Source organism: Pseudomonas sp. TMW22080 (genome assembly GCF_022496745.1).
Classification (GTDB): Bacteria; Pseudomonadota; Gammaproteobacteria; order Pseudomonadales; family Pseudomonadaceae; genus Aquipseudomonas; species Aquipseudomonas bubulae.
In genome coordinates, this window is record NZ_SCFF01000002.1 from 307,638 (window position 1) to 326,061 (window position 18,424).

The window sequence follows — 18,424 nt, forward strand, 5'->3', positions numbered from 1 at the left end:
GGAATTTTGAAATGGCAGAGATTACTGCAGCGTTGGTTAAAGAACTGCGTGAGCGTACTGGCGAAGGCATGATGGACTGCAAGAAAGCCTTGACCAAGGCTGGCGGCGACATCGAAAAAGCCATTGATGACATGCGTGCTTCGGGCGCCATCAAGGCAGCCAAAAAAGCAGGTAACGTTGCTGCTGAAGGCGCTATCGCAGTTAAAGTTGCAGACGACAACAAGTCGGCTGTAATTCTTGAAGTCAACTCGCAAACCGACTTCCTGGCTCTGCAAGACGACTTCAAAAAATTCGTTGCTGACAGCGTTGAAAAAGCGTTCGCTGACAAACTGACCGACGCAGCTCCGCTGATCGCTGCTCAAGAAGCTGATCGTCTGGTTCTGGTTGGTAAAGTAGGCGAGAACGTCAACATCCGTCGTCTGGCCCGCATCGAAGGTGACGTTGTTGATGCTTACCTGCACGGCAACAAAATCGGTGTTGTGGTAGCTCTGAAAGGCGGCAACGCCGAGCTGGCTCGTGACATCGCCATGCACGTAGCTGCAAGCAACCCTGAGTTCCTGCTGCCATCGCAAGTTTCCGCTGATGCTATCGAACGCGAAAAAACCGTGTTCATGAGCCTCAACGAAGACAAGATCAAAGGCAAGCCAGCCGAAATCGTTGAAAAAATGGTTGCCGGTCGTATCAGCAAGTTCCTGGCTGAAGCCAGCCTGGTTGAGCAAGCGTTCGTCAAGAACCCGGAAATCAAGGTCGGCGATCTGGCCAAGAAAGCCGGCGCTGAAATCGTTTCCTTCACTTACTTCAAAGTAGGTGATGGCATCGAGAAGCCAGTTGACGACTTCGCTGCTGAAGTTGCTGCTCAAGTGGCTGCAAGCAAGCAATAAGACGGTTCTAAACTGTCGACCCGAAGAGGCTGCCCGCTCACGCGCGCAGCCTCTTTTCAAATGGGAGGGGATTTTTCCTTCTCGGCGGAACCGGTTTGCAAAATCGTGTTCCGATGGTGCTGCTGTGCAGTGCCACAGCTAGAACAAGCGCGGGTTGAAAAATGACCTCGCACAGATTATCTATAAAACGCGGCAGGAGAGATTCGCAATGGCTCAGCAGGGCAGTGGTTATCAAGCTCGCTATAAACGCATTCTACTCAAGCTAAGCGGCGAAGCCCTGATGGGCTCTGAAGAGTTCGGGATCGATCCCAAGGTGCTCGACCGCATGGCGCTGGAAGTGGGCCAACTGGTCGGCATCGGCGTTCAGGTAGGACTGGTGATTGGTGGTGGCAACCTGTTCCGTGGTGCTGCATTGAGCGCCGCCGGTATGGATCGTGTGACTGGCGACCATATGGGCATGCTGGCTACCGTGATGAACGCCCTGGCCATGCGCGATGCGCTGGAACGTGCGAATATCTCCGCCATCGTTATGTCGGCCATTTCCATGGTTGGTGTGACCGATCATTACGATCGTCGCAAGGCCATGCGCCACCTGAATGCCAAGGATGTGGTGATTTTCGCTGCAGGCACCGGTAATCCTTTCTTCACGACGGATTCGGCAGCATGCTTGCGTGCCATTGAAATCGACGCTGATGTCGTGCTCAAGGCAACCAAGGTTGACGGCGTGTACACCGCAGATCCATTCAAAGACCCGCATGCCGAGAAGTTCGATCATCTGACTTACGATGAAGTACTGGATCGCAAACTGGGTGTTATGGACCTGACGGCCATCTGTCTGTGCCGCGACCACAAAATGCCATTGCGTGTATTTAATATGAACAAGCCCGGCGCCCTGCTTAATATTGTCCATGGCGGCGCTGAAGGTACTCTGATCGAGGAAGGTCAACAATGATCAACGAAATCAAGAAAGACGCTCAAACGCGTATGCAGAAGTCGCTGGAATCCCTGGCCCATGCATTTGGCCAGATCCGTACCGGCAAGGCTCACCCGAGCATTCTGGGCAGCGTGATGGTGCCTTACTATGGCTCGGATACTCCGATCAGCCAGGTCGCCAACATCACCGTCAAAGACTCCCGCACCCTTCAAGTTGTGGCGTTCGAGCGCAACATGCTGGGCGCAGTCGACAAGGCCATCCAGAGCGCCGGTCTGAACCTGAACCCGACCAACCTGGGTGAGTTGCTGCTGATCTCCATGCCGGCCCTGACTGAAGAAACCCGCAAGGTTTTCGCCAAGCAGGCCCGTGATGCAGCTGAAGATGCCCGTATTGCCGTGCGCAATATCCGTCGCGACGCCTTGAGCCAATTGAAAGACCTGGTCAAGGAAAAGGAAATCAGCGAAGACGAAGAGCGTCGTGCTGCTGATGATATCCAGAAGCTGACCGACAAGGCCGTGGCGGATATCGAAGTTGCCACCAAGCAGAAAGAAGCGGACCTGATGGCCGTATAAGGGTCAGGGCGTTTTATGGAAAAGACGAAGCAGGCTGACCCGTCATCTGTTCCGCGACATGTCGCGATCATCATGGACGGTAATAATCGCTGGGCAAAAAAACGCTTTCTGCCAGGTGTTGCCGGGCATAAAGCGGGTGTGGATGCAGTTCGCGCGGTCATTGAAGTGTGTGCCGGGGCCGGGGTCGAGGTACTGACCCTGTTCGCGTTTTCCAGTGAAAACTGGCAGCGGCCCGCCGCTGAAGTCAGTGCCTTGATGGACCTGTTTTTCAGGGCGCTGCGTCGTGAGGCCAAGCGCCTCAACGAAAACGAGATCAGCCTGCGGATCATTGGCGACCGCTCGCGCTTTCATCCCGACTTGCAAAAGGCGATGCGTGAAGCGGAAGCAATGACAGTGGGCGAAGGCCGCTTTGTCTTGCAGATTGCCGCCAATTACGGTGGCCAGTGGGATATCGCGCAGGCCGCGCAGCAGTTGGCGCGTCAAGTCCAGACAGGGCACTTGCAGCCGGAGGATATCACTCCGGGTTTGCTGCAAACCTGTCTGGTAACGGGTGATCTGCCATTGCCCGATCTGTGTATCCGCACCGGTGGCGAGCACCGCATCAGCAATTTCTTGCTGTGGCAGCTGGCCTATTCCGAGTTGTACTTCTCCGACCTGTTCTGGCCGGACTTCAAACACGAGGCCATGCAGCACGCATTGGCTGATTTCGCTTCTCGCCAGCGCCGCTTCGGTAAAACGAGCGAGCAGGTTGAGGCTGGAGCCCGGATTTAATGCTTAAACAAAGAATCATCACTGCACTTATCTTGCTGCCAATTGCCTTGTGTGGCTTTTTCCTGCTCGAGGGCAGCGGCTTTGCGCTGTTTATTGGCCTGGTCGTGACCCTGGGTGCCTGGGAGTGGGCGCGTCTTGCCGGCTTTGAGGCGCAAGGTGCACGGGTGCTGTTTGCTGTAGTAGTGGCCGCGCTGCTGTTGGGGCTGCATATATTCCCCGATCTGGCGCCCTGGGTGCTGGGCGCGGCGGTGTTGTGGTGGGCGACAGCGACCTTTCTGGTGCTGACCTTTCCGCAATCGGCTGCGCACTGGTCGAGTATTGCGGCCAGGCTGGTGATCGGTCTGTTGATCCTGCTGCCGGCCTGGCAAGGGCTGGTCCTGATCAAGGCGATGCCGCTGGGCAACTGGCTGATCATGGCGGTGATGGTTCTGGTATGGGGCGCAGATATTGGTGCCTATTTTTCCGGGCGCAAATTCGGCAAGCGCAAGCTTGCCCCCAAGGTCAGTCCGGGCAAAAGCTGGGAAGGTGTATTTGGCGGTCTGTTGCTCAGCCTGCTGATCACCGCGGTCGTGGGTATAGTGCGTGACTGGAGCGCTTCGCAGATGTTTGTTGCACTGCTGGGCGCTGCTGTGATCGTCCTGATTTCGGTGGTGGGCGACCTCACGGAAAGCATGTTCAAACGCCAGGCCGGGGTCAAAGACAGCAGTAACCTGCTGCCGGGCCATGGTGGTGTACTGGATCGTATCGACAGCCTGACGGCGGCGATCCCGGTATTTGCTGTATTGCTGTGGATGGCGGCTTCATGAGCCGTCCACAACAGATTACTGTTCTGGGGGCTACGGGTTCCATTGGCCTGAGCACCCTGGATGTTATTGCGCGTCACCCTGACCGCTATCAGGCCTTTGCCCTGACAGGCTACAGCCGTCTCGCCGAACTGCTGGCCTTGTGCATCAAGCACCGGCCGCAGGTTGCCGTGGTGCCGGATGAGCGTGCTGCCAGCCAGTTACAGGCGGATTTGCGCGCAGCCGGGCTCAATACCGAAGTATTGGTAGGTGAGGAGGGGTTGTGTCAGGTTTCGTCGGCTCCTGAAGTGGATTCGGTGATGGCGGCAATTGTCGGTGCCGCAGGCCTGCGCCCGACACTGGCGGCGGTCAATGCCGGCAAGAAGATCCTGCTGGCCAACAAAGAAGCGTTGGTGATGACCGGCGACCTGTTTATGCAGGCCGTGCGTCGCAGCGGTTCGGTATTGCTGCCCATCGACAGCGAACACAACGCGATTTTCCAGTGCTTGCCCCGGGACTTTTCCCGTGGCCTGGGTAATGTCGGTGTTCGTCGGATTTTGCTGACAGCCTCTGGTGGTCCATTCCGTGAGACGCCGCTGGCAGAGCTTGAACACGTCACGCCGGATCAAGCCTGTGCTCATCCCAATTGGTCGATGGGGCGCAAGATTTCGGTTGATTCGGCCAGCATGATGAACAAAGGCCTGGAGCTGATCGAGGCCTGCTGGCTGTTTGATGCACGCCCGGAACAGGTCGAGGTGGTGATCCATCCGCAAAGCGTGATTCACTCGCTGGTCGATTATGTGGATGGCTCGGTGCTGGCCCAGTTGGGCAACCCCGATATGCGTACGCCGATTGCCAATGCCCTGGCCTGGCCTGAGCGGATTGACTCGGGTGTTGCGCCGTTGGACCTGTTTGCAGTGGCGCGGCTGGACTTCCAGCGCCCTGACGAGCAACGCTTCCCTTGTTTGCGTCTGGCTCGCGAGGCTGCCATGGCGGGCAATAGCGCGCCAGCGATGCTCAATGCGGCAAACGAAGTTGCCGTGGCCGCCTTTTTGGACGGGCGAATCCGTTATCCGCAGATCGCGCGTATTATCGAAGACGTATTGAACAGCGAGCCCGTTGTGGCCGTCGACGAATTGGAAGCGGTATTTGCCGCAGATAGCAAAGCCCGGATGCTGGCTGAACAGTGGTTGAGTCGTAACGGCTGAAAGTGATGTGAGCCGGAACCGGACAGAATCGCGGAGAAAGTAGATGAGTGCGCTCTATATGATTGTTGGCACCCTGGTGGCATTGGGTGTGCTGGTCACTTTTCATGAATTCGGTCACTTTTGGGTGGCGCGCCGTTGTGGCGTCAAGGTTCTGCGCTTCTCCGTGGGCTTCGGTACGCCTCTGCTCCGCTGGCATGACCGCCAGGGCACCGAGTTTGTAGTTGCTGCCATTCCGTTGGGTGGCTACGTCAAGATGCTCGATGAGCGCGAAGGCGAAGTGCCCGCCGAGCAGCGCGATCAATCGTTTAACCGCAAGACCGTAGGCCAGCGCATTGCCATCGTTGCGGCCGGGCCAATTGCCAACTTCATGTTGGCCATGGCGTTCTTCTGGGTGCTGGCAATGATGGGCAGCCAGCAGGTGCGGCCGGTCATCGGTGCAGTGGAAAGCGGCAGCCTGGCGGCTCAGGCCGGGCTGACTGCCGGTCAGGAAATCGTCTCCATTGATGGCGAGCCAACCACGGGCTGGTCAAACGTCAACCTGCAGCTGGTTCGCCGTCTGGGCGAAAGCGGTTCGTTGCAGGTGGTGGTGCGTGAGCCGGGTACAACGGCTGAAACGTCCCGTCAGTTGGTATTGAAAGACTGGCTCAAGGGCGCTGATGAGCCGGATCCGATCAAGTCGTTGGGGATTCGCCCATGGCGTCCCGAGTTGCCAGCCGTTCTGGCAGAACTCGACCCTAAAGGCCCTGCCCAGGCTGCCGGGCTTAAAACCGGTGACAAGCTGCTGGCCATCGACGATCAGCCGGTCAAGGACTGGCAGCAGGTCGTGGACTGGGTGCGGGTACATCCGCAAGCCCGTATTGTTTTGCATGTCGAGCGCGACGGTGTGCCGGTAGAGATTCCGGTCACGCTGGCTGCGCGTGGCGAAGGCAAGGCAGCAACCGGTTATCTGGGGGCCGGCGTCAAAGGTGTCGACTGGCCACCATCGATGATCCGTGAAGTCAGCTATGGCCCGCTCGCGGCAATCGGGGAGGGGGCCAAACGCACCTGGACCATGAGCATATTGACGCTCGACTCACTCAAGAAAATGTTGTTCGGCGAGCTCTCGGTAAAAAACTTGAGTGGACCGATAACCATTGCTAAAGTGGCGGGCGCTTCTGCCCAGTCGGGTGTTGCTGATTTCCTGAATTTCCTGGCTTATCTGAGTATCAGCCTCGGGGTTCTGAATTTGTTGCCCATACCTGTACTGGATGGGGGACATTTGTTGTTTTATCTGATCGAGTGGGTGCGTGGTCGCCCCTTGTCGGATCGGGTGCAGGGTTGGGGAATGCAGATCGGTATCAGCTTGGTGGTCGGGGTGATGTTACTTGCCTTGATCAACGATCTGGGCCGTCTGTAAACGCTTCGCTGAATTGCGAATCTGCCGCATTTTGCGGCAGTTTGTTTATTGCCAGTTGGAATAAGAAAGGACTTCATGAAACGTCTGCTGCTAACTGCGGTTCTCGCCGTACTGATGATCGCCGAAGTTCACGCCGAGTCCTTCACTATCTCTGATATCCGTGTCAACGGCCTCCAGCGGGTTTCCGCCGGTAGCGTGTTTGGCGCGTTGCCTCTGAACGTGGGTGAAGTAGCGGATGACCGCCGTCTGGTGGAATCCACTCGTGCGTTGTTCAAAACCGGGTTCTTTCAGGACATCCAACTGGGTCGTGATGGCAATGTGCTTGTTATCACGGTTGTCGAACGTCCTTCCGTCTCCAGCATCACCATTGACGGCAACAAGGCGATCTCCACTGATGACCTTATGAAAGGTCTTAAACAGTCGGGCCTGGCCGAAGGTGAAATCTTCCAGCGCGCCACCCTTGAAGGCGTGCGCAACGAACTGCAACGCCAGTATGTTGCCCAGGGCCGCTACTCGGCGACGGTAGACACCGAAGTGGTGCCCGAGCCGCGTAACCGGGTTGCCTTGAAGGTCAATATCAACGAGGGCACGGTTGCCGCGATCCAGCACATCAACGTGGTGGGCAACACGGTTTTCCCTGAGTCCGACCTGGTTGACCTGTTTGAACTCAAGACCACGAACTGGCTGTCGTTCTTCAAGAACGACGACAAGTACGCACGTGAAAAACTGTCGGGTGACCTTGAGCGTCTGCGCTCCTACTACCTCGATCGCGGCTATATCAATATGGATATTGCTTCGACCCAGGTATCGATCACGCCTGACAAGAAAAGCGTCTACATCACCGTAAACGTGAATGAAGGCGAAAAATACAATGTTGGCGAAGTGAAACTGAGCGGTGACCTCAAGGTTCCGGAAGATCAGATCAAGTCGCTGCTGCTTGTTCAGCCGGGCCAGGTGTTCTCGCGCAAGCTGATGACCACCACCTCGGAGCTGATCACCCGTCGTCTGGGTAACGAGGGCTATACCTTCGCCAACGTCAACGGCGTACCTCAGCCAAACCCTGAAGATCACACCGTGGCCATCACCTTTGTGGTCGATCCGGGCAAGCGTGCTTACGTCAACCGCATCAACTACCGCGGCAACACCAAGTCGGCTGACGAAGTGCTGCGTCGCGAAATGCGCCAGATGGAAGGTGGCTGGGCATCGACTTACCTGATTGACCAGTCCAAGGTCCGCCTTGAGCGTCTGGGCTTCTTCAAGGAAGTCAACGTCGAGACTCCGGCAGTGCCAGGCACTGACGATCAGGTTGACGTGAACTATGCAGTAGAAGAGCAGGCATCGGGTTCCATTACCGCCAGCGTCGGTTTTGCCCAGAGCGCAGGTTTGATCCTGGGCGGTTCGATTACCCAGAACAACTTCCTGGGTACGGGCAACAAGGTCAGCATTGGCCTGACCCGCAGCGAATACCAGAGCCGCTACAACTTCAGCTATGTCGATCCGTACTGGACAGCTGATGGTGTGAGCCTGGGTTACAACGCTTTCTACCGTACTACCGACTACAAAGACCTCGACGTTGACGTAGCAAACTACTCGGTGGACAGCCTGGGTGCTGGTATCACCATGGGCTACCCGATCAGCGACACATCGCGCCTGACCTATGGCCTGACTGTGCAGCAGGATGAAATCAGCACCGGCCAGTACACCGTTGACGAGATTTTCGACTTCGTAAACCGTGAAGGCGACAAGTACCTCAACTTCAAGGCATCGGTCGGCTGGTCTGAATCGACCCTGAACAAAGGCGTATTGCCGACTCGCGGCAGCTCGCAGAGCCTGGTGTTTGAAACCACCATTCCAGGCAGCGACCTGCAGTTCTACAAGCTGGACTACCGTGCCCAGCTGTTCCAGCCGTTGACAGACACCTACACCATGCGCCTGCACACCGAGTTGGGCTATGGTGATGGCTATGGTTCCACCGAAGGCCTGCCGTTCTATGAAAACTATTACGCGGGTGGCTTCAACTCGGTACGTGGCTTCAAGGACAGCGCTCTGGGCCCACGCAGCACCCCAAGCCGTGGTGCTGGTGTAACCGGTAACGTAGGCACCATCGCCGACCCGGATCAGGATCCACTGCCATTCGGTGGTAACGTGCTGATCCAGGGTGGTGTGGAAGTGTTGTTCCCTATGCCGTTCGTCAAAGACCAGCGTTCCCTGCGCACCTCCGTGTTCTGGGATGTGGGTAACGTGTTCGACACCAACTGCAAGGGCGATACCAAGGATTGCGATATCGGCTTCAGCAACCTGGCCAGCTCTGTGGGTGTTGGTGTGACCTGGGTGACTGCGCTTGGCCCGCTGAGTTTCAGCTTGGCCATGCCGATCAAGAAACCGGATGATGCCGACACTCAAGTGTTCCAATTCTCCCTCGGCCAGACTTTCTAAAGCCTGACTTCAGATACAGACAACGGATTTTTTAGGAGTGCATCGTGCGTAAGTTGACTCAATTGGTTCTCCTGGCTTCGGTTCTAGTGGCTGGCCCGGCTTTCGCCGACATGAAAATTGCCGTGCTGAACTATCAGATGGCATTGCTTGAATCGGACGCCGCCAAGCGTTACGCCGTAGATGCCGAGAAGAAATTTGGCCCGCAACTGACCAAGCTCAAAAGCCTGGAAAGCAGCGCCAAGGGTATTCAGGACCGTCTGGTAAAAGGCGGCGACAAGATGCAGCAGGGCGAGCGTGAGCGTCTGGAGCTTGAATTCAAGCAAAAGGCCCGTGACTTCCAGTTCCAGTCCAAGGAACTGAACGAAGCCAAAGCCGTTGCTGACCGTGAAATGCTGAAACAGCTGAAGCCGAAACTGGACAGCGCTGTTGAAGAAGTCATCAAAAAAGGCGCCTTTGACCTGGTGTTCGAGCGTGGTGCTGTGATTGATGTTAAACCTCAGTACGACATCACTCGCCAAGTTATCGAGCGCATGAATCAGCTGAAGTAATTATGACTGCGACTATAAAACTCGGCCAATTGGCCGAGTTCCTCGGGGCCACCTTGCGTGGCTCTGCGGAGAAAGAAATTACTGGGCTAGCCACTTTACAAGAGGCTGGCCCAGCTCAGTTGAGCTTTCTGGCCAACCCCCAGTACCGAAAATTCCTTGTCGACTGCCAGGCCGGAGCTGTATTGCTCAAGGCTGCTGACGCCGAAGAGTATCCCGGTGATGCCCTGGTTGTGCCGGATCCTTACCTGGCTTATGCGCGGATTTCCCATCTGTTTGATCCCAAGCCCAAAGCCACTGCCGGCGTTCATCCATCGGCAGTGATTGCTGCTGACGCGGTGGTTGACCCTGCGGCGAGCATTGGTGCGTTTGCCGTCATCGAAAGCGGTGCGCGCATCGCTGCCGGTGTCACGGTGGGCCCTCATTGCTTTATCGGGGCGCGTTGCGAAATCGGTGAAGGCGGCTGGCTGGCTCCACGCGTGACGCTTTATCACGATGTTCGTATCGGCAAGCGTGTGGTTATTCAGTCGGGCGCAGTGCTGGGCGGTGAAGGCTTTGGTTTTGCCAACGAAAAAGGCGTGTGGCAAAAAATCGCGCAAATCGGTGGTGTGACCATTGGTGATGATGTCGAAATCGGTGTCAACACGGCCATCGACCGCGGCGCCCTGGCCGATACCGTAATCGGTAATGGGGTCAAGCTGGATAACCAGATCCAGATCGCGCACAACGTTCAGGTCGGTGACCATACGGCCATGGCCGCATGTGTCGGGATCTCGGGCAGCACCAAGATCGGCAAGCACTGCATGCTGGCAGGTGGTGTCGGTTTGGTGGGGCACATTGAAATTTGTGACAATGTATTCTTGACTGGCATGACAATGGTGACCCACTCGATTACCGAGCCTGGCGCCTACTCTTCCGGTACCGCGATGCAGCCGGCCGCCGAGTGGCGCAAAAGTGCGGCACGTATTCGTCAGCTGGACGATATCGCCCGGCGATTGAAACAACTGGAAAAGCACGTCGGTAAGTGACCCCCGGCGGTAAAGCTTCTTCAAAAGGTTAATACAATTTCCATATCAAGCGTGCAGAGCCATTGGTTTGCTTCCTTGATTTGCTAGAGGAGCGCGCCTTAGTCGCGCGCGCCCAATCTTTATTACAGGCTTCCCCACGAAATGATGGACATCAACGAGATTCGCGAATATCTGCCCCACCGTTACCCGTTCCTGCTGGTGGACCGAGTGGTGGATCTGGATGTCGAGAACAAGCGCATTCGTGCCTACAAGAATGTCAGCATCAATGAGCCTTTTTTCAACGGTCACTTCCCGGCCCACCCGATCATGCCGGGCGTGTTGATCATCGAGGCCATGGCTCAGGCAGCCGGCATCCTTGGTTTCAAGATGATGGACCTCAAGCCGGCTGACGGTACACTTTATTACTTCGTAGGTTCCGACAAGCTACGCTTTCGTCAGCCTGTGCTGCCAGGTGATCAACTGATCCTTGAGGCCAAGTTCTTGAGCTGCAAGCGTTCCATCTGGAAGTTCGAGTGCCAGGCAACGGTTGACGGCAAGCCGGTATGCTCGGCTGAAATCATTTGTGCGGAACGCAAACTATGAGTTTGATTGACCCTCGCGCAATCATCGATCCGACGGCCATTTTGGCCGACGACGTCGAGGTCGGCCCTTGGTCGATCATCGGCGCTGGTGTGGAAATCGGCGAGGGGACTGTGATTGGGCCGCATGTGATTCTCAAGGGCCCAACCAGGATCGGTAAGCACAATCGCATCTACCAGTTTTCTTCGGTAGGTGAGGACACCCCTGATCTGAAGTACAAGGGTGAGGAAACTCGCCTGGTGATCGGTGACCACAACGTGATTCGTGAAGGTGTCACCATTCATCGCGGCACCATTCAGGACCGCTCTGAAACCACGCTGGGTGATCACAACCTGGTAATGGCCTATGCCCATATCGGCCATGACAGCGTTATTGGCAACCATTGCATCCTGGTCAATAACTCTGCGTTGGCAGGCCATGTGCACATGGGTGACTGGGCCATCCTGTCCGGTTTTACCCTGGTCCATCAGTTCTGCCACATCGGTGCGCACAGCTTTTCGGGCATGGGCACTGCCATTGGCAAGGACGTTCCTGCATTTGTAACCGTGTTTGGCAGCCCTGCCGAAGCACGCAGCATGAACTTCGAAGGCATGCGTCGTCGCGGCTTCAGTGACGATGCCATCCATGCCTTGCGTCGTGCCTACAAGGTGGTTTACCGCCAGGGGTTGACTGTTGATCAGGCGCTTGCAGAATTGGCCGAGCCTGCTGCTCAGTTCCCGGAAGTTGCCATGTTTGTAGAGTCCATTCGCTCTTCCACTCGCGGCATCACGCGCTAGTCATGGCCAGATTGCGTATCGCGCTGGTAGCGGGTGAGGCCTCGGGCGACATATTGGGTTCGGGGTTGATGCGGGCACTCAAGGCCCAGCATTCTGATATCGAATTTATCGGCGTGGGTGGTCCATTGATGGAAGCAGAGGGCATGAGCTCCTACTTCCCGATGGAACGTCTGTCGGTGATGGGCCTGGTTGAAGTGCTGGGTCGCCTGCGTGAATTGCTCAAGCGCCGCAAGCTGTTGGTTCAGACCCTGATCGCCGAAAAGCCCGACGTGTTTATCGGCATCGACGCCCCCGATTTCACCCTCAATATCGAACTTCAATTGCGTCGTGCCGGGATCAAGACCGTGCATTATGTGAGCCCGTCCGTGTGGGCGTGGCGGCAGAAGCGCGTGCTGAAAATCCGCGAAGGTTGCGATTTGATGCTGACGTTGCTGCCATTCGAGGCGCGCTTTTACGAAGAGCACGGTGTGCCCGTGCGTTTTGTCGGGCATTCGCTGGCAGACACCATTCCTCTTGAGGCCGACAAGGCCGGTGCGCGCGCCGAGTTGGGCCTGCCTGACGGGCCGTTGGTCGCCTTGATGCCGGGTAGTCGTGGTGGTGAAGTTGGCAAGCTTGGCGGGTTGTTTCTCGATGCCGCGCAAATAATCCGCCAAGCTCGCCCTGATGTGCGCTTTGTATTGCCTTGCGCGAGCGCAGCGCGTCGCGAGCAGATCGAACAGTTGCTGGTGGGGCGCGACTTGCCGCTGACCTTGCTCGACGGCCAGTCGCACCTCGCGCTAGCGGCCTGTGATGCGGTCTTGATCGCATCGGGCACGGCCACTCTTGAAGCCTTGCTGTACAAGCGGCCGATGGTGGTGGCTTATCGTCTTGCGCGTCTCACGTTCTGGATTCTCAAGCGTCTGGTCAAAAGCCCGTATGTGTCGCTGCCCAACTTGCTGGCCCAGCGCATGCTGGTGCCCGAGCTGTTGCAGGATGCAGCCACGCCTGAGGCACTGGCCCGCACCTTGCTGCCTTTGCTTGAGGGTGGTGAAGAGCAGACCCGCGGCTTTGACGAAATTCATCGCACCTTGCGTCTCGACGCTTCCAATCAGGCCGCCAAAGCGGTACTGGGCCTGATTGCACAATCCAAATGAGTAAAGTAACCATGCAAATCGGCTTGGACTTCAATCTGGTCGAAGACCTCGTGGCGGGTGTCGATGAAGTGGGTCGTGGCCCCTTGTGCGGTGCCGTGGTAACGGCCGCCGTGATTCTCGACCCCAATCGGCCTATCGCCGGGCTCAATGATTCGAAAAAGCTCACTGAAGCCCGTCGCGAAAAGCTCTTCGACGAAATTCGTGAAAAAGCACTGAGCTGGTGCATTGCTCGGGCCGAAGTCGAAGAAATCGACGAGCTGAACATTCTGCACGCCACCATGCTGGCCATGCAGCGCGCTGTTGAAGGGCTGAGCATTACCCCGAAACTGGCCATGATCGACGGTAATCGTTGCCCCAAGCTGGCTATGCCAGCCGAGGCCGTGGTCAAGGGCGATAGCAAGGTACCGGCAATTGCCGCGGCATCGATTCTGGCCAAGGTCAGCCGTGACCGCGAAATGGCTGCATTCGAGCTGCAGTACCCTGGCTATGGCATTGGCGGGCACAAGGGTTACCCAACGGCCGTTCATCTTGCAGCCCTTGAGCGCCTGGGGCCTACACCGATACATCGCCGTTCGTTTGGTCCGGTGCGTCGTGCTTACGAGGCCCTTGAAGGCCTTTAGCCATAAGGCTGATGTTTTTGCCAAGGCCCGGTACAATCCGGGCCTTGTTGTTTCTCAAAGCTTATAGACAGGATCACCATGCCGGCTTCATTCGTTCACCTGCGCCTGCACACTGAATACTCCCTGGTCGATGGCCTGGTGCGGATCAAACCGCTGATCAAAACTCTGGCCGGCATGAATATGCCCGCTGTCGCGGTGACCGATCAGAACAACATGTGCTCCCTGGTCAAGTTCTACAAGGCGGCCATGGGCGGCGGCATCAAGCCGATCAGTGGTGCAGACCTGTGGCTGTCGAACAAGGACCCTGAAAACCCCCTCAGCCGTATCAGCCTGTTGGCGATGAACCCGTTGGGCTATCGCAACCTGACCGAGCTGATCTCCCGTGGTTACATCGATGGCCAGCGCAATGGCCAGGTCATCATCGAGCGCGAGTGGGTAGCCGAGGCCGCCGATGGCCTGATCATGCTGTCGGCTGCGAAAGAGGGCGAGATCGGTGTCGCGCTGATCAGTGGCAACACTGAAGAAGCCGAGACCCTGGCCCGAGAATGGATGACGGTGTTCCCTGACCGCTTCTATATCGAAGTGCAGCGCACCAAGCGTCCCAATGACGAAGAGCATCTGCATGCGGCTGTGGCCCTGGCAGACAAGATCGGCGCGCCGCTGGTGGCAACCAACGATGTGCGCTTTATCAGGCAACAGGACTTTGAGGCTCACGAAACCCGCGTCTGCATTGGTGAGGGCCGGGCACTGGACGACCCGCGTCGCTCCAAGAATTACAGCGATCAGCAGTATCTGAAAAGCGCCGAGGAAATGGCCGAGCTGTTCAGTGACTTGCCTGATGCTTTGGCAAACACGGTTGAAATTGCCAAACGCTGCAATATCGAAGTAAAGCTGGGCACTCACTTTTTGCCCAACTTCCCGATCCCTGATGGCATGACCATCGATGAATATTTCCGCAAGGTGTCATTTGACGGCCTGGAAGAGCGCCTGAGCGTTCTGCTGCCCAAAGACACCACCGAGGATTACGACACCAAGCGTCAGGTGTATGTCGACCGGCTGAATTTCGAACTGGATATCATCATCCAGATGGGGTTCCCGGGTTACTTCCTGATCGTGATGGACTTTATTCAGTGGGCCAAGAGCAATGGCGTACCGGTAGGACCGGGCCGGGGGTCGGGTGCCGGCTCGCTGGTGGCCTATGTACAGAAGATCACCGACCTTGATCCGCTGGAATACGACCTCCTGTTCGAACGATTCCTTAACCCGGAACGGGTATCGATGCCCGACTTCGACGTCGACTTCTGCATGGATGGTCGCGACCGGGTAATCGAGTATGTGGCCGAAAAATACGGACGCAACGCGGTAAGCCAGATCATCACTTTCGGTTCGATGGCCGCCAAGGCGGTAATCCGTGACGTGGCGCGGGTGCAGGGCAAGTCCTACGGCCTGGCGGATCGTCTGTCGAAGATGATTCCGTTTGAAGTCGGTATGACCCTGGAAAAAGCCTTCGAGCAGGAAGAAATCCTGCGCGACTTTATCAAGGTTGATGAAGAAGCGGCCGAAATCTGGGAAATGGCCCGCAAGCTTGAAGGCGTTGTACGTAACGTCGGCAAGCACGCCGGTGGTGTGGTGATCGCACCGACCAAACTGACTGACTTCTCGCCGATTTACTGCGACGAAGAGGGTGGTGGTCTGGTTACCCAGTTCGACAAGGATGACGTTGAGTCTGCTGGCCTGGTGAAGTTCGACTTCCTCGGTCTGCGGACCCTGACAGTGATCGACTGGGCGTTGAAAACCATCAACCGCGATCGCGCCAAGGTCGACGAGCCGCCGCTGGATATCGCCTTTATCCCGCTGGACGACAAGCCGACCTACCAGTTGCTGCAAAAGGCCGAAACCACCGCGGTGTTCCAGCTCGAGTCGCGCGGTATGAAAGAGCTGATCAAAAAGCTCAAGCCCGACTGCCTGGAAGACTTGATCGCACTGGTGGCCCTGTTCCGTCCAGGGCCGCTGCAGTCAGGCATGGTTGATGACTTTATCAACCGTAAGCACGGTCGCGCCGAACTGGCGTACCCGCACTCCGATTACCAGTACGAAGGCCTCAAGCCTGTATTGGCACCCACTTACGGCATCATTCTGTATCAGGAACAGGTGATGCAGATTGCCCAGGTCATGGCCGGTTATACCCTCGGCGGCGCTGACATGCTGCGTCGGGCCATGGGCAAGAAAAAACCCGAAGAAATGGCCAAGCAGCGCGGTGGCTTTATTGAAGGTTGCGCCAATAACAATATTGACGCTGACCTGGCCGGTAACATTTTCGACCTGGTGGAAAAATTTGCCGGTTACGGTTTCAACAAGTCCCACTCCGCTGCCTACGGCCTGGTGTCGTACCAGACCGCCTGGCTGAAAACCCACTACCCGGCGCCATTTATGGCCGCGGTACTGTCGGCGGATATGCACAACACCGACAAGGTGGTGATCCTGATCGAAGAGATTCGCAGCATGAAGCTGCGTCTCGATGCGCCGGATGTGAATGCCTCGGAGTTCAAGTTCACGGTGAACGATGAAGGCCGGATCATTTATGGCCTGGGGGCGATCAAGGGGGTGGGCGAGGGGCCTGTCGAGGCCATTACCGAGGCGCGTCAGGACGGCCCGTTCAAGGATTTGTTCGATTTCTGCGCCCGGGTTGACCTCAAACGTATCAACAAGCGTACTCTTGATGGCCTGATCCGCAGCGGTGCCCTTGACCGCCTGGGGCCGTTTTTCCATGACGAGCCCAAGGCCTGGCAAGCCAACATCGACCAGAACCGTGCGGTGTTGCTGTCGGCGCTGGAAGAAGCGATCAAGGCAGCCGAACAAACTGCGCGCACCCATGACAGCGGGCACGCCGACCTGTTTGGCGGGTTGTTTGTCGAGGCTGATGCGGACGTCTATGCCCACCACCGCAAGGCCAGGGAACTGACGCTCAAGGAGCGACTCAAAGGCGAGAAGGACACTCTGGGCCTGTACCTGACCGGCCATCCGATTGACGAGTACGAGGGCGAGATCCGCCGCTTTGCCCGCCAGCGCATTATTGATCTCAAGCCAGCCCGTGATACCCAGACCGTTGCCGGGATGATTATCGCGTTGCGGGTGATGAAGAACAAAAAAGGCGACAAGATGGGCTTTATCACTCTCGATGACCGTTCGGCGCGCATTGAAGCGTCGTTGTTCGCCGAGGCGTTTCATTCGGCGCAGTCGCTGTTGCAGACTGATGCGATGGTGGTGGTCGAAGGTGAAGTCAGCAATGACGACTTCTCCGGTGGCCTGCGCCTGCGGGTCAAACGGGTGATGAGCATGGAAGATGCACGCACCAGTCTGGCCGAGAGCTTGCGCCTGAAAGTGAACCGGGACGCGCTCAAGGGTGATCAGTTGCGTAATCTGGGCGAGTTGCTGAAAAAACATCGCGGAGCCTGTCCTGTCACCATGGAGTACACGGGCGAAGAGGCCAAGGCCATGCTGCAGTTTGGCGAGACCTGGCGGATCGATCCGGCAGACAGCTTGATTCAAGCCCTGCGTGACCAGTTCGGGCGAGACAACGTCTTCCTCCAATACCGTTGACGGTCAGGGGCCATAGCTGCGCCCTGACCTCGACCTGAATTTTTAATCTCGACCTGAGAGCGCCTGTCCCTTAAGGTAGGCGCGATACAGATCAACCGGCTGCCCCAGCTCGGTTAGAAACGCCAGCAATTGCTGGGTTTCAGACCCTCTGGCATGCTTTGCCGCCGACCCAAGACGGATGCTTATGAACCCGAATTTTCTTGATTTCGAACAGCCGATTGCTGACCTGCAAGCCAAAATCGAAGAGTTGCGCTTGGTTGGTAATGACAATTCGCTGAATATCAGTGATGAAATCTCTCGTCTGCAAGACAAAAGCAAAACGCTGACTGAAGATATTTTCGGCAAGCTGACCAGCTGGCAGATTGCCCGTTTGGCCCGTCACCCGCGTCGTCCCTACACGCTGGACTACATCGATCACATCTTCACCGAGTTCGATGAGCTGCATGGCGACCGCCACTTTGCCGATGACGCTGCCATTGTTGGCGGTATTGCCCGTCTGGACGATCAGCCAGTGATGGTGATTGGTCATCAGAAAGGCCGTGAAGTGCGTGAAAAGGTACGACGCAACTTTGGTATGCCGCGCCCTGAAGGCTACCGCAAGGCCTGCCGTCTGATGGAAATGGCCGAGCGCTTCAAGATGCCGATCCTGACCTTTATCGACACGCCGGGTGCTTACCCGGGTATCGACGCCGAAGAGCGCAACCAGAGCGAAGCCATTGCCTGGAACCTGCGCGTCATGTCGCGCCTGAAAACCCCTATCATCGCCACCGTTATCGGCGAAGGCGGTTCGGGCGGTGCATTGGCCATTGGCGTGTGCGACCAGTTGAACATGCTGCAGTACTCGACCTACGCGGTGATCTCGCCGGAAGGTTGCGCCTCGATTCTGTGGAAAACCGCCGAAAAAGCGCCGGACGCAGCTGAAGCCATGGGTATCACTGCAGAACGTCTGAAAGGCCTGGGCATCGTCGACAAGGTGATTGGCGAGCCATTGGGCGGCGCGCACCGTGACCCGGCTGCGGCTTCTGCGAGCATTCGTGCCGATCTGATTTCCCAGCTCGACATGCTCAAGAAGCTGGATCACGAAGCCCTGCTCAAACGTCGTTATGATCGTTTGATGAGCTACGGTCTCTGATACTTGATTAAAACCGGCCCTCACCCCAACC

The 18,424-nt window shown here is 57.0% G+C and carries 15 protein-coding genes and 1 pseudogene; all 16 read left to right on the forward strand.

All coding sequences use genetic code 11. The annotated features are described in order from the left end of the window. Nucleotides 1-11 precede the first annotated feature (11 nt). Nucleotides 12-881 carry a translation elongation factor Ts gene (tsf, locus tag EQV96_RS07820; RefSeq protein WP_095001308.1) on the forward strand — a complete coding sequence of 290 codons (870 nt, stop codon included), beginning with the start codon at nucleotides 12-14 and terminating at the stop codon, nucleotides 879-881. Between the two features lie 208 nt (nucleotides 882-1,089). Beyond that, the gene (gene pyrH, locus EQV96_RS07825) at nucleotides 1,090-1,833 is read left to right on the forward strand and encodes a UMP kinase (protein WP_003440426.1); all 744 of its coding nucleotides are present in this window, start codon (nucleotides 1,090-1,092) and stop codon (nucleotides 1,831-1,833) included. Continuing rightward, entirely contained in the window at nucleotides 1,830-2,387 is a 558-nt protein-coding gene (gene frr, locus EQV96_RS07830) for a ribosome recycling factor (RefSeq protein WP_016781983.1), read from the forward strand. Before pyrH ends, frr begins: the two co-directional genes overlap by 4 nt. Before the next feature lie 15 nt (nucleotides 2,388-2,402). Then, complete coding sequence (gene uppS, locus EQV96_RS07835) at nucleotides 2,403-3,158, forward strand: polyprenyl diphosphate synthase (protein WP_095001309.1); 756 nt, start codon at nucleotides 2,403-2,405, stop codon at nucleotides 3,156-3,158. Then, nucleotides 3,158-3,964, forward strand: a complete 807-nt coding sequence (locus EQV96_RS07840) for a phosphatidate cytidylyltransferase (protein WP_095001310.1) — start codon at nucleotides 3,158-3,160, stop codon at nucleotides 3,962-3,964. The genes uppS and EQV96_RS07840 overlap by 1 nt, the downstream gene beginning before the upstream one ends. Continuing rightward, entirely contained in the window at nucleotides 3,961-5,148 is a 1,188-nt protein-coding gene (ispC, locus tag EQV96_RS07845; protein ID WP_095001311.1) for a 1-deoxy-D-xylulose-5-phosphate reductoisomerase, read from the forward strand. Before EQV96_RS07840 ends, ispC begins: the two co-directional genes overlap by 4 nt. A 43-nt stretch (nucleotides 5,149-5,191) precedes the next feature. Beyond that, the gene (gene rseP / locus EQV96_RS07850; protein WP_095018172.1) at nucleotides 5,192-6,544 is read left to right on the forward strand and encodes a sigma E protease regulator RseP; all 1,353 of its coding nucleotides are present in this window, start codon (nucleotides 5,192-5,194) and stop codon (nucleotides 6,542-6,544) included. A gap of 75 nt (nucleotides 6,545-6,619) precedes the next feature. Continuing rightward, a complete protein-coding gene (gene bamA / locus EQV96_RS07855; RefSeq protein WP_095001313.1) occupies nucleotides 6,620-8,980 on the forward strand; it encodes an outer membrane protein assembly factor BamA in 2,361 nt (786 codons plus the stop codon). Nucleotides 8,981-9,024: 44 nt separating this feature from the next. Continuing rightward, the gene (locus EQV96_RS07860) at nucleotides 9,025-9,528 is read left to right on the forward strand and encodes an OmpH family outer membrane protein (protein WP_003440444.1); all 504 of its coding nucleotides are present in this window, start codon (nucleotides 9,025-9,027) and stop codon (nucleotides 9,526-9,528) included. Between the two features lie 2 nt (nucleotides 9,529-9,530). Continuing rightward, nucleotides 9,531-10,585, forward strand: a pseudogene (lpxD, locus tag EQV96_RS07865) (UDP-3-O-(3-hydroxymyristoyl)glucosamine N-acyltransferase). 109 nt (nucleotides 10,586-10,694) lie between these two features. Further along, the gene (fabZ, locus tag EQV96_RS07870) at nucleotides 10,695-11,135 is read left to right on the forward strand and encodes a 3-hydroxyacyl-ACP dehydratase FabZ (RefSeq protein ID WP_016781990.1); all 441 of its coding nucleotides are present in this window, start codon (nucleotides 10,695-10,697) and stop codon (nucleotides 11,133-11,135) included. After that, nucleotides 11,132-11,908 carry an acyl-ACP--UDP-N-acetylglucosamine O-acyltransferase gene (lpxA, locus tag EQV96_RS07875; protein WP_095001315.1) on the forward strand — a complete coding sequence of 259 codons (777 nt, stop codon included), beginning with the start codon at nucleotides 11,132-11,134 and terminating at the stop codon, nucleotides 11,906-11,908. The genes fabZ and lpxA overlap by 4 nt, the downstream gene beginning before the upstream one ends. Before the next feature lie 2 nt (nucleotides 11,909-11,910). Next, a complete protein-coding gene (gene lpxB, locus EQV96_RS07880; RefSeq protein ID WP_095018170.1) occupies nucleotides 11,911-13,041 on the forward strand; it encodes a lipid-A-disaccharide synthase in 1,131 nt (376 codons plus the stop codon). Nucleotides 13,042-13,052: 11 nt separating this feature from the next. Then, the gene (gene rnhB, locus EQV96_RS07885; RefSeq protein ID WP_095001317.1) at nucleotides 13,053-13,661 is read left to right on the forward strand and encodes a ribonuclease HII; all 609 of its coding nucleotides are present in this window, start codon (nucleotides 13,053-13,055) and stop codon (nucleotides 13,659-13,661) included. A 78-nt stretch (nucleotides 13,662-13,739) separates the two neighbouring features. After that, entirely contained in the window at nucleotides 13,740-17,261 is a 3,522-nt protein-coding gene (gene dnaE / locus EQV96_RS07890) for a DNA polymerase III subunit alpha (RefSeq protein ID WP_095001318.1), read from the forward strand. A 184-nt stretch (nucleotides 17,262-17,445) separates the two neighbouring features. Beyond that, nucleotides 17,446-18,393: an acetyl-CoA carboxylase carboxyltransferase subunit alpha gene (locus EQV96_RS07895; protein WP_016781995.1), complete on the forward strand. Its 948-nt coding sequence runs from the start codon at nucleotides 17,446-17,448 to the stop codon at nucleotides 18,391-18,393. The last annotated feature ends 31 nt before the right edge of the window (nucleotides 18,394-18,424 follow it).

Bases quoted from the DNA above. Each gene is read 5' to 3' on its own strand.
- tsf (WP_095001308.1), top strand. From the start codon at position 12: ATGGCAGAGATTACTGCAGCGTTGGTTAAAGAACTGCGTGAGCGTACT.
- pyrH (WP_003440426.1), top strand. From the start codon at position 1,090: ATGGCTCAGCAGGGCAGTGGTTATCAAGCTCGCTATAAACGCATTCTA.
- frr (WP_016781983.1), top strand. From the start codon at position 1,830: ATGATCAACGAAATCAAGAAAGACGCTCAAACGCGTATGCAGAAGTCG.
- uppS (WP_095001309.1), top strand. From the start codon at position 2,403: ATGGAAAAGACGAAGCAGGCTGACCCGTCATCTGTTCCGCGACATGTC.
- EQV96_RS07840 (WP_095001310.1), top strand. From the start codon at position 3,158: ATGCTTAAACAAAGAATCATCACTGCACTTATCTTGCTGCCAATTGCC.
- ispC (WP_095001311.1), top strand. From the start codon at position 3,961: ATGAGCCGTCCACAACAGATTACTGTTCTGGGGGCTACGGGTTCCATT.
- rseP (WP_095018172.1), top strand. From the start codon at position 5,192: ATGAGTGCGCTCTATATGATTGTTGGCACCCTGGTGGCATTGGGTGTG.
- bamA (WP_095001313.1), top strand. From the start codon at position 6,620: ATGAAACGTCTGCTGCTAACTGCGGTTCTCGCCGTACTGATGATCGCC.
- fabZ (WP_016781990.1), top strand. From the start codon at position 10,695: ATGATGGACATCAACGAGATTCGCGAATATCTGCCCCACCGTTACCCG.
- lpxA (WP_095001315.1), top strand. From the start codon at position 11,132: ATGAGTTTGATTGACCCTCGCGCAATCATCGATCCGACGGCCATTTTG.
- lpxB (WP_095018170.1), top strand. From the start codon at position 11,911: ATGGCCAGATTGCGTATCGCGCTGGTAGCGGGTGAGGCCTCGGGCGAC.
- rnhB (WP_095001317.1), top strand. From the start codon at position 13,053: ATGCAAATCGGCTTGGACTTCAATCTGGTCGAAGACCTCGTGGCGGGT.
- dnaE (WP_095001318.1), top strand. From the start codon at position 13,740: ATGCCGGCTTCATTCGTTCACCTGCGCCTGCACACTGAATACTCCCTG.
- EQV96_RS07895 (WP_016781995.1), top strand. From the start codon at position 17,446: ATGAACCCGAATTTTCTTGATTTCGAACAGCCGATTGCTGACCTGCAA.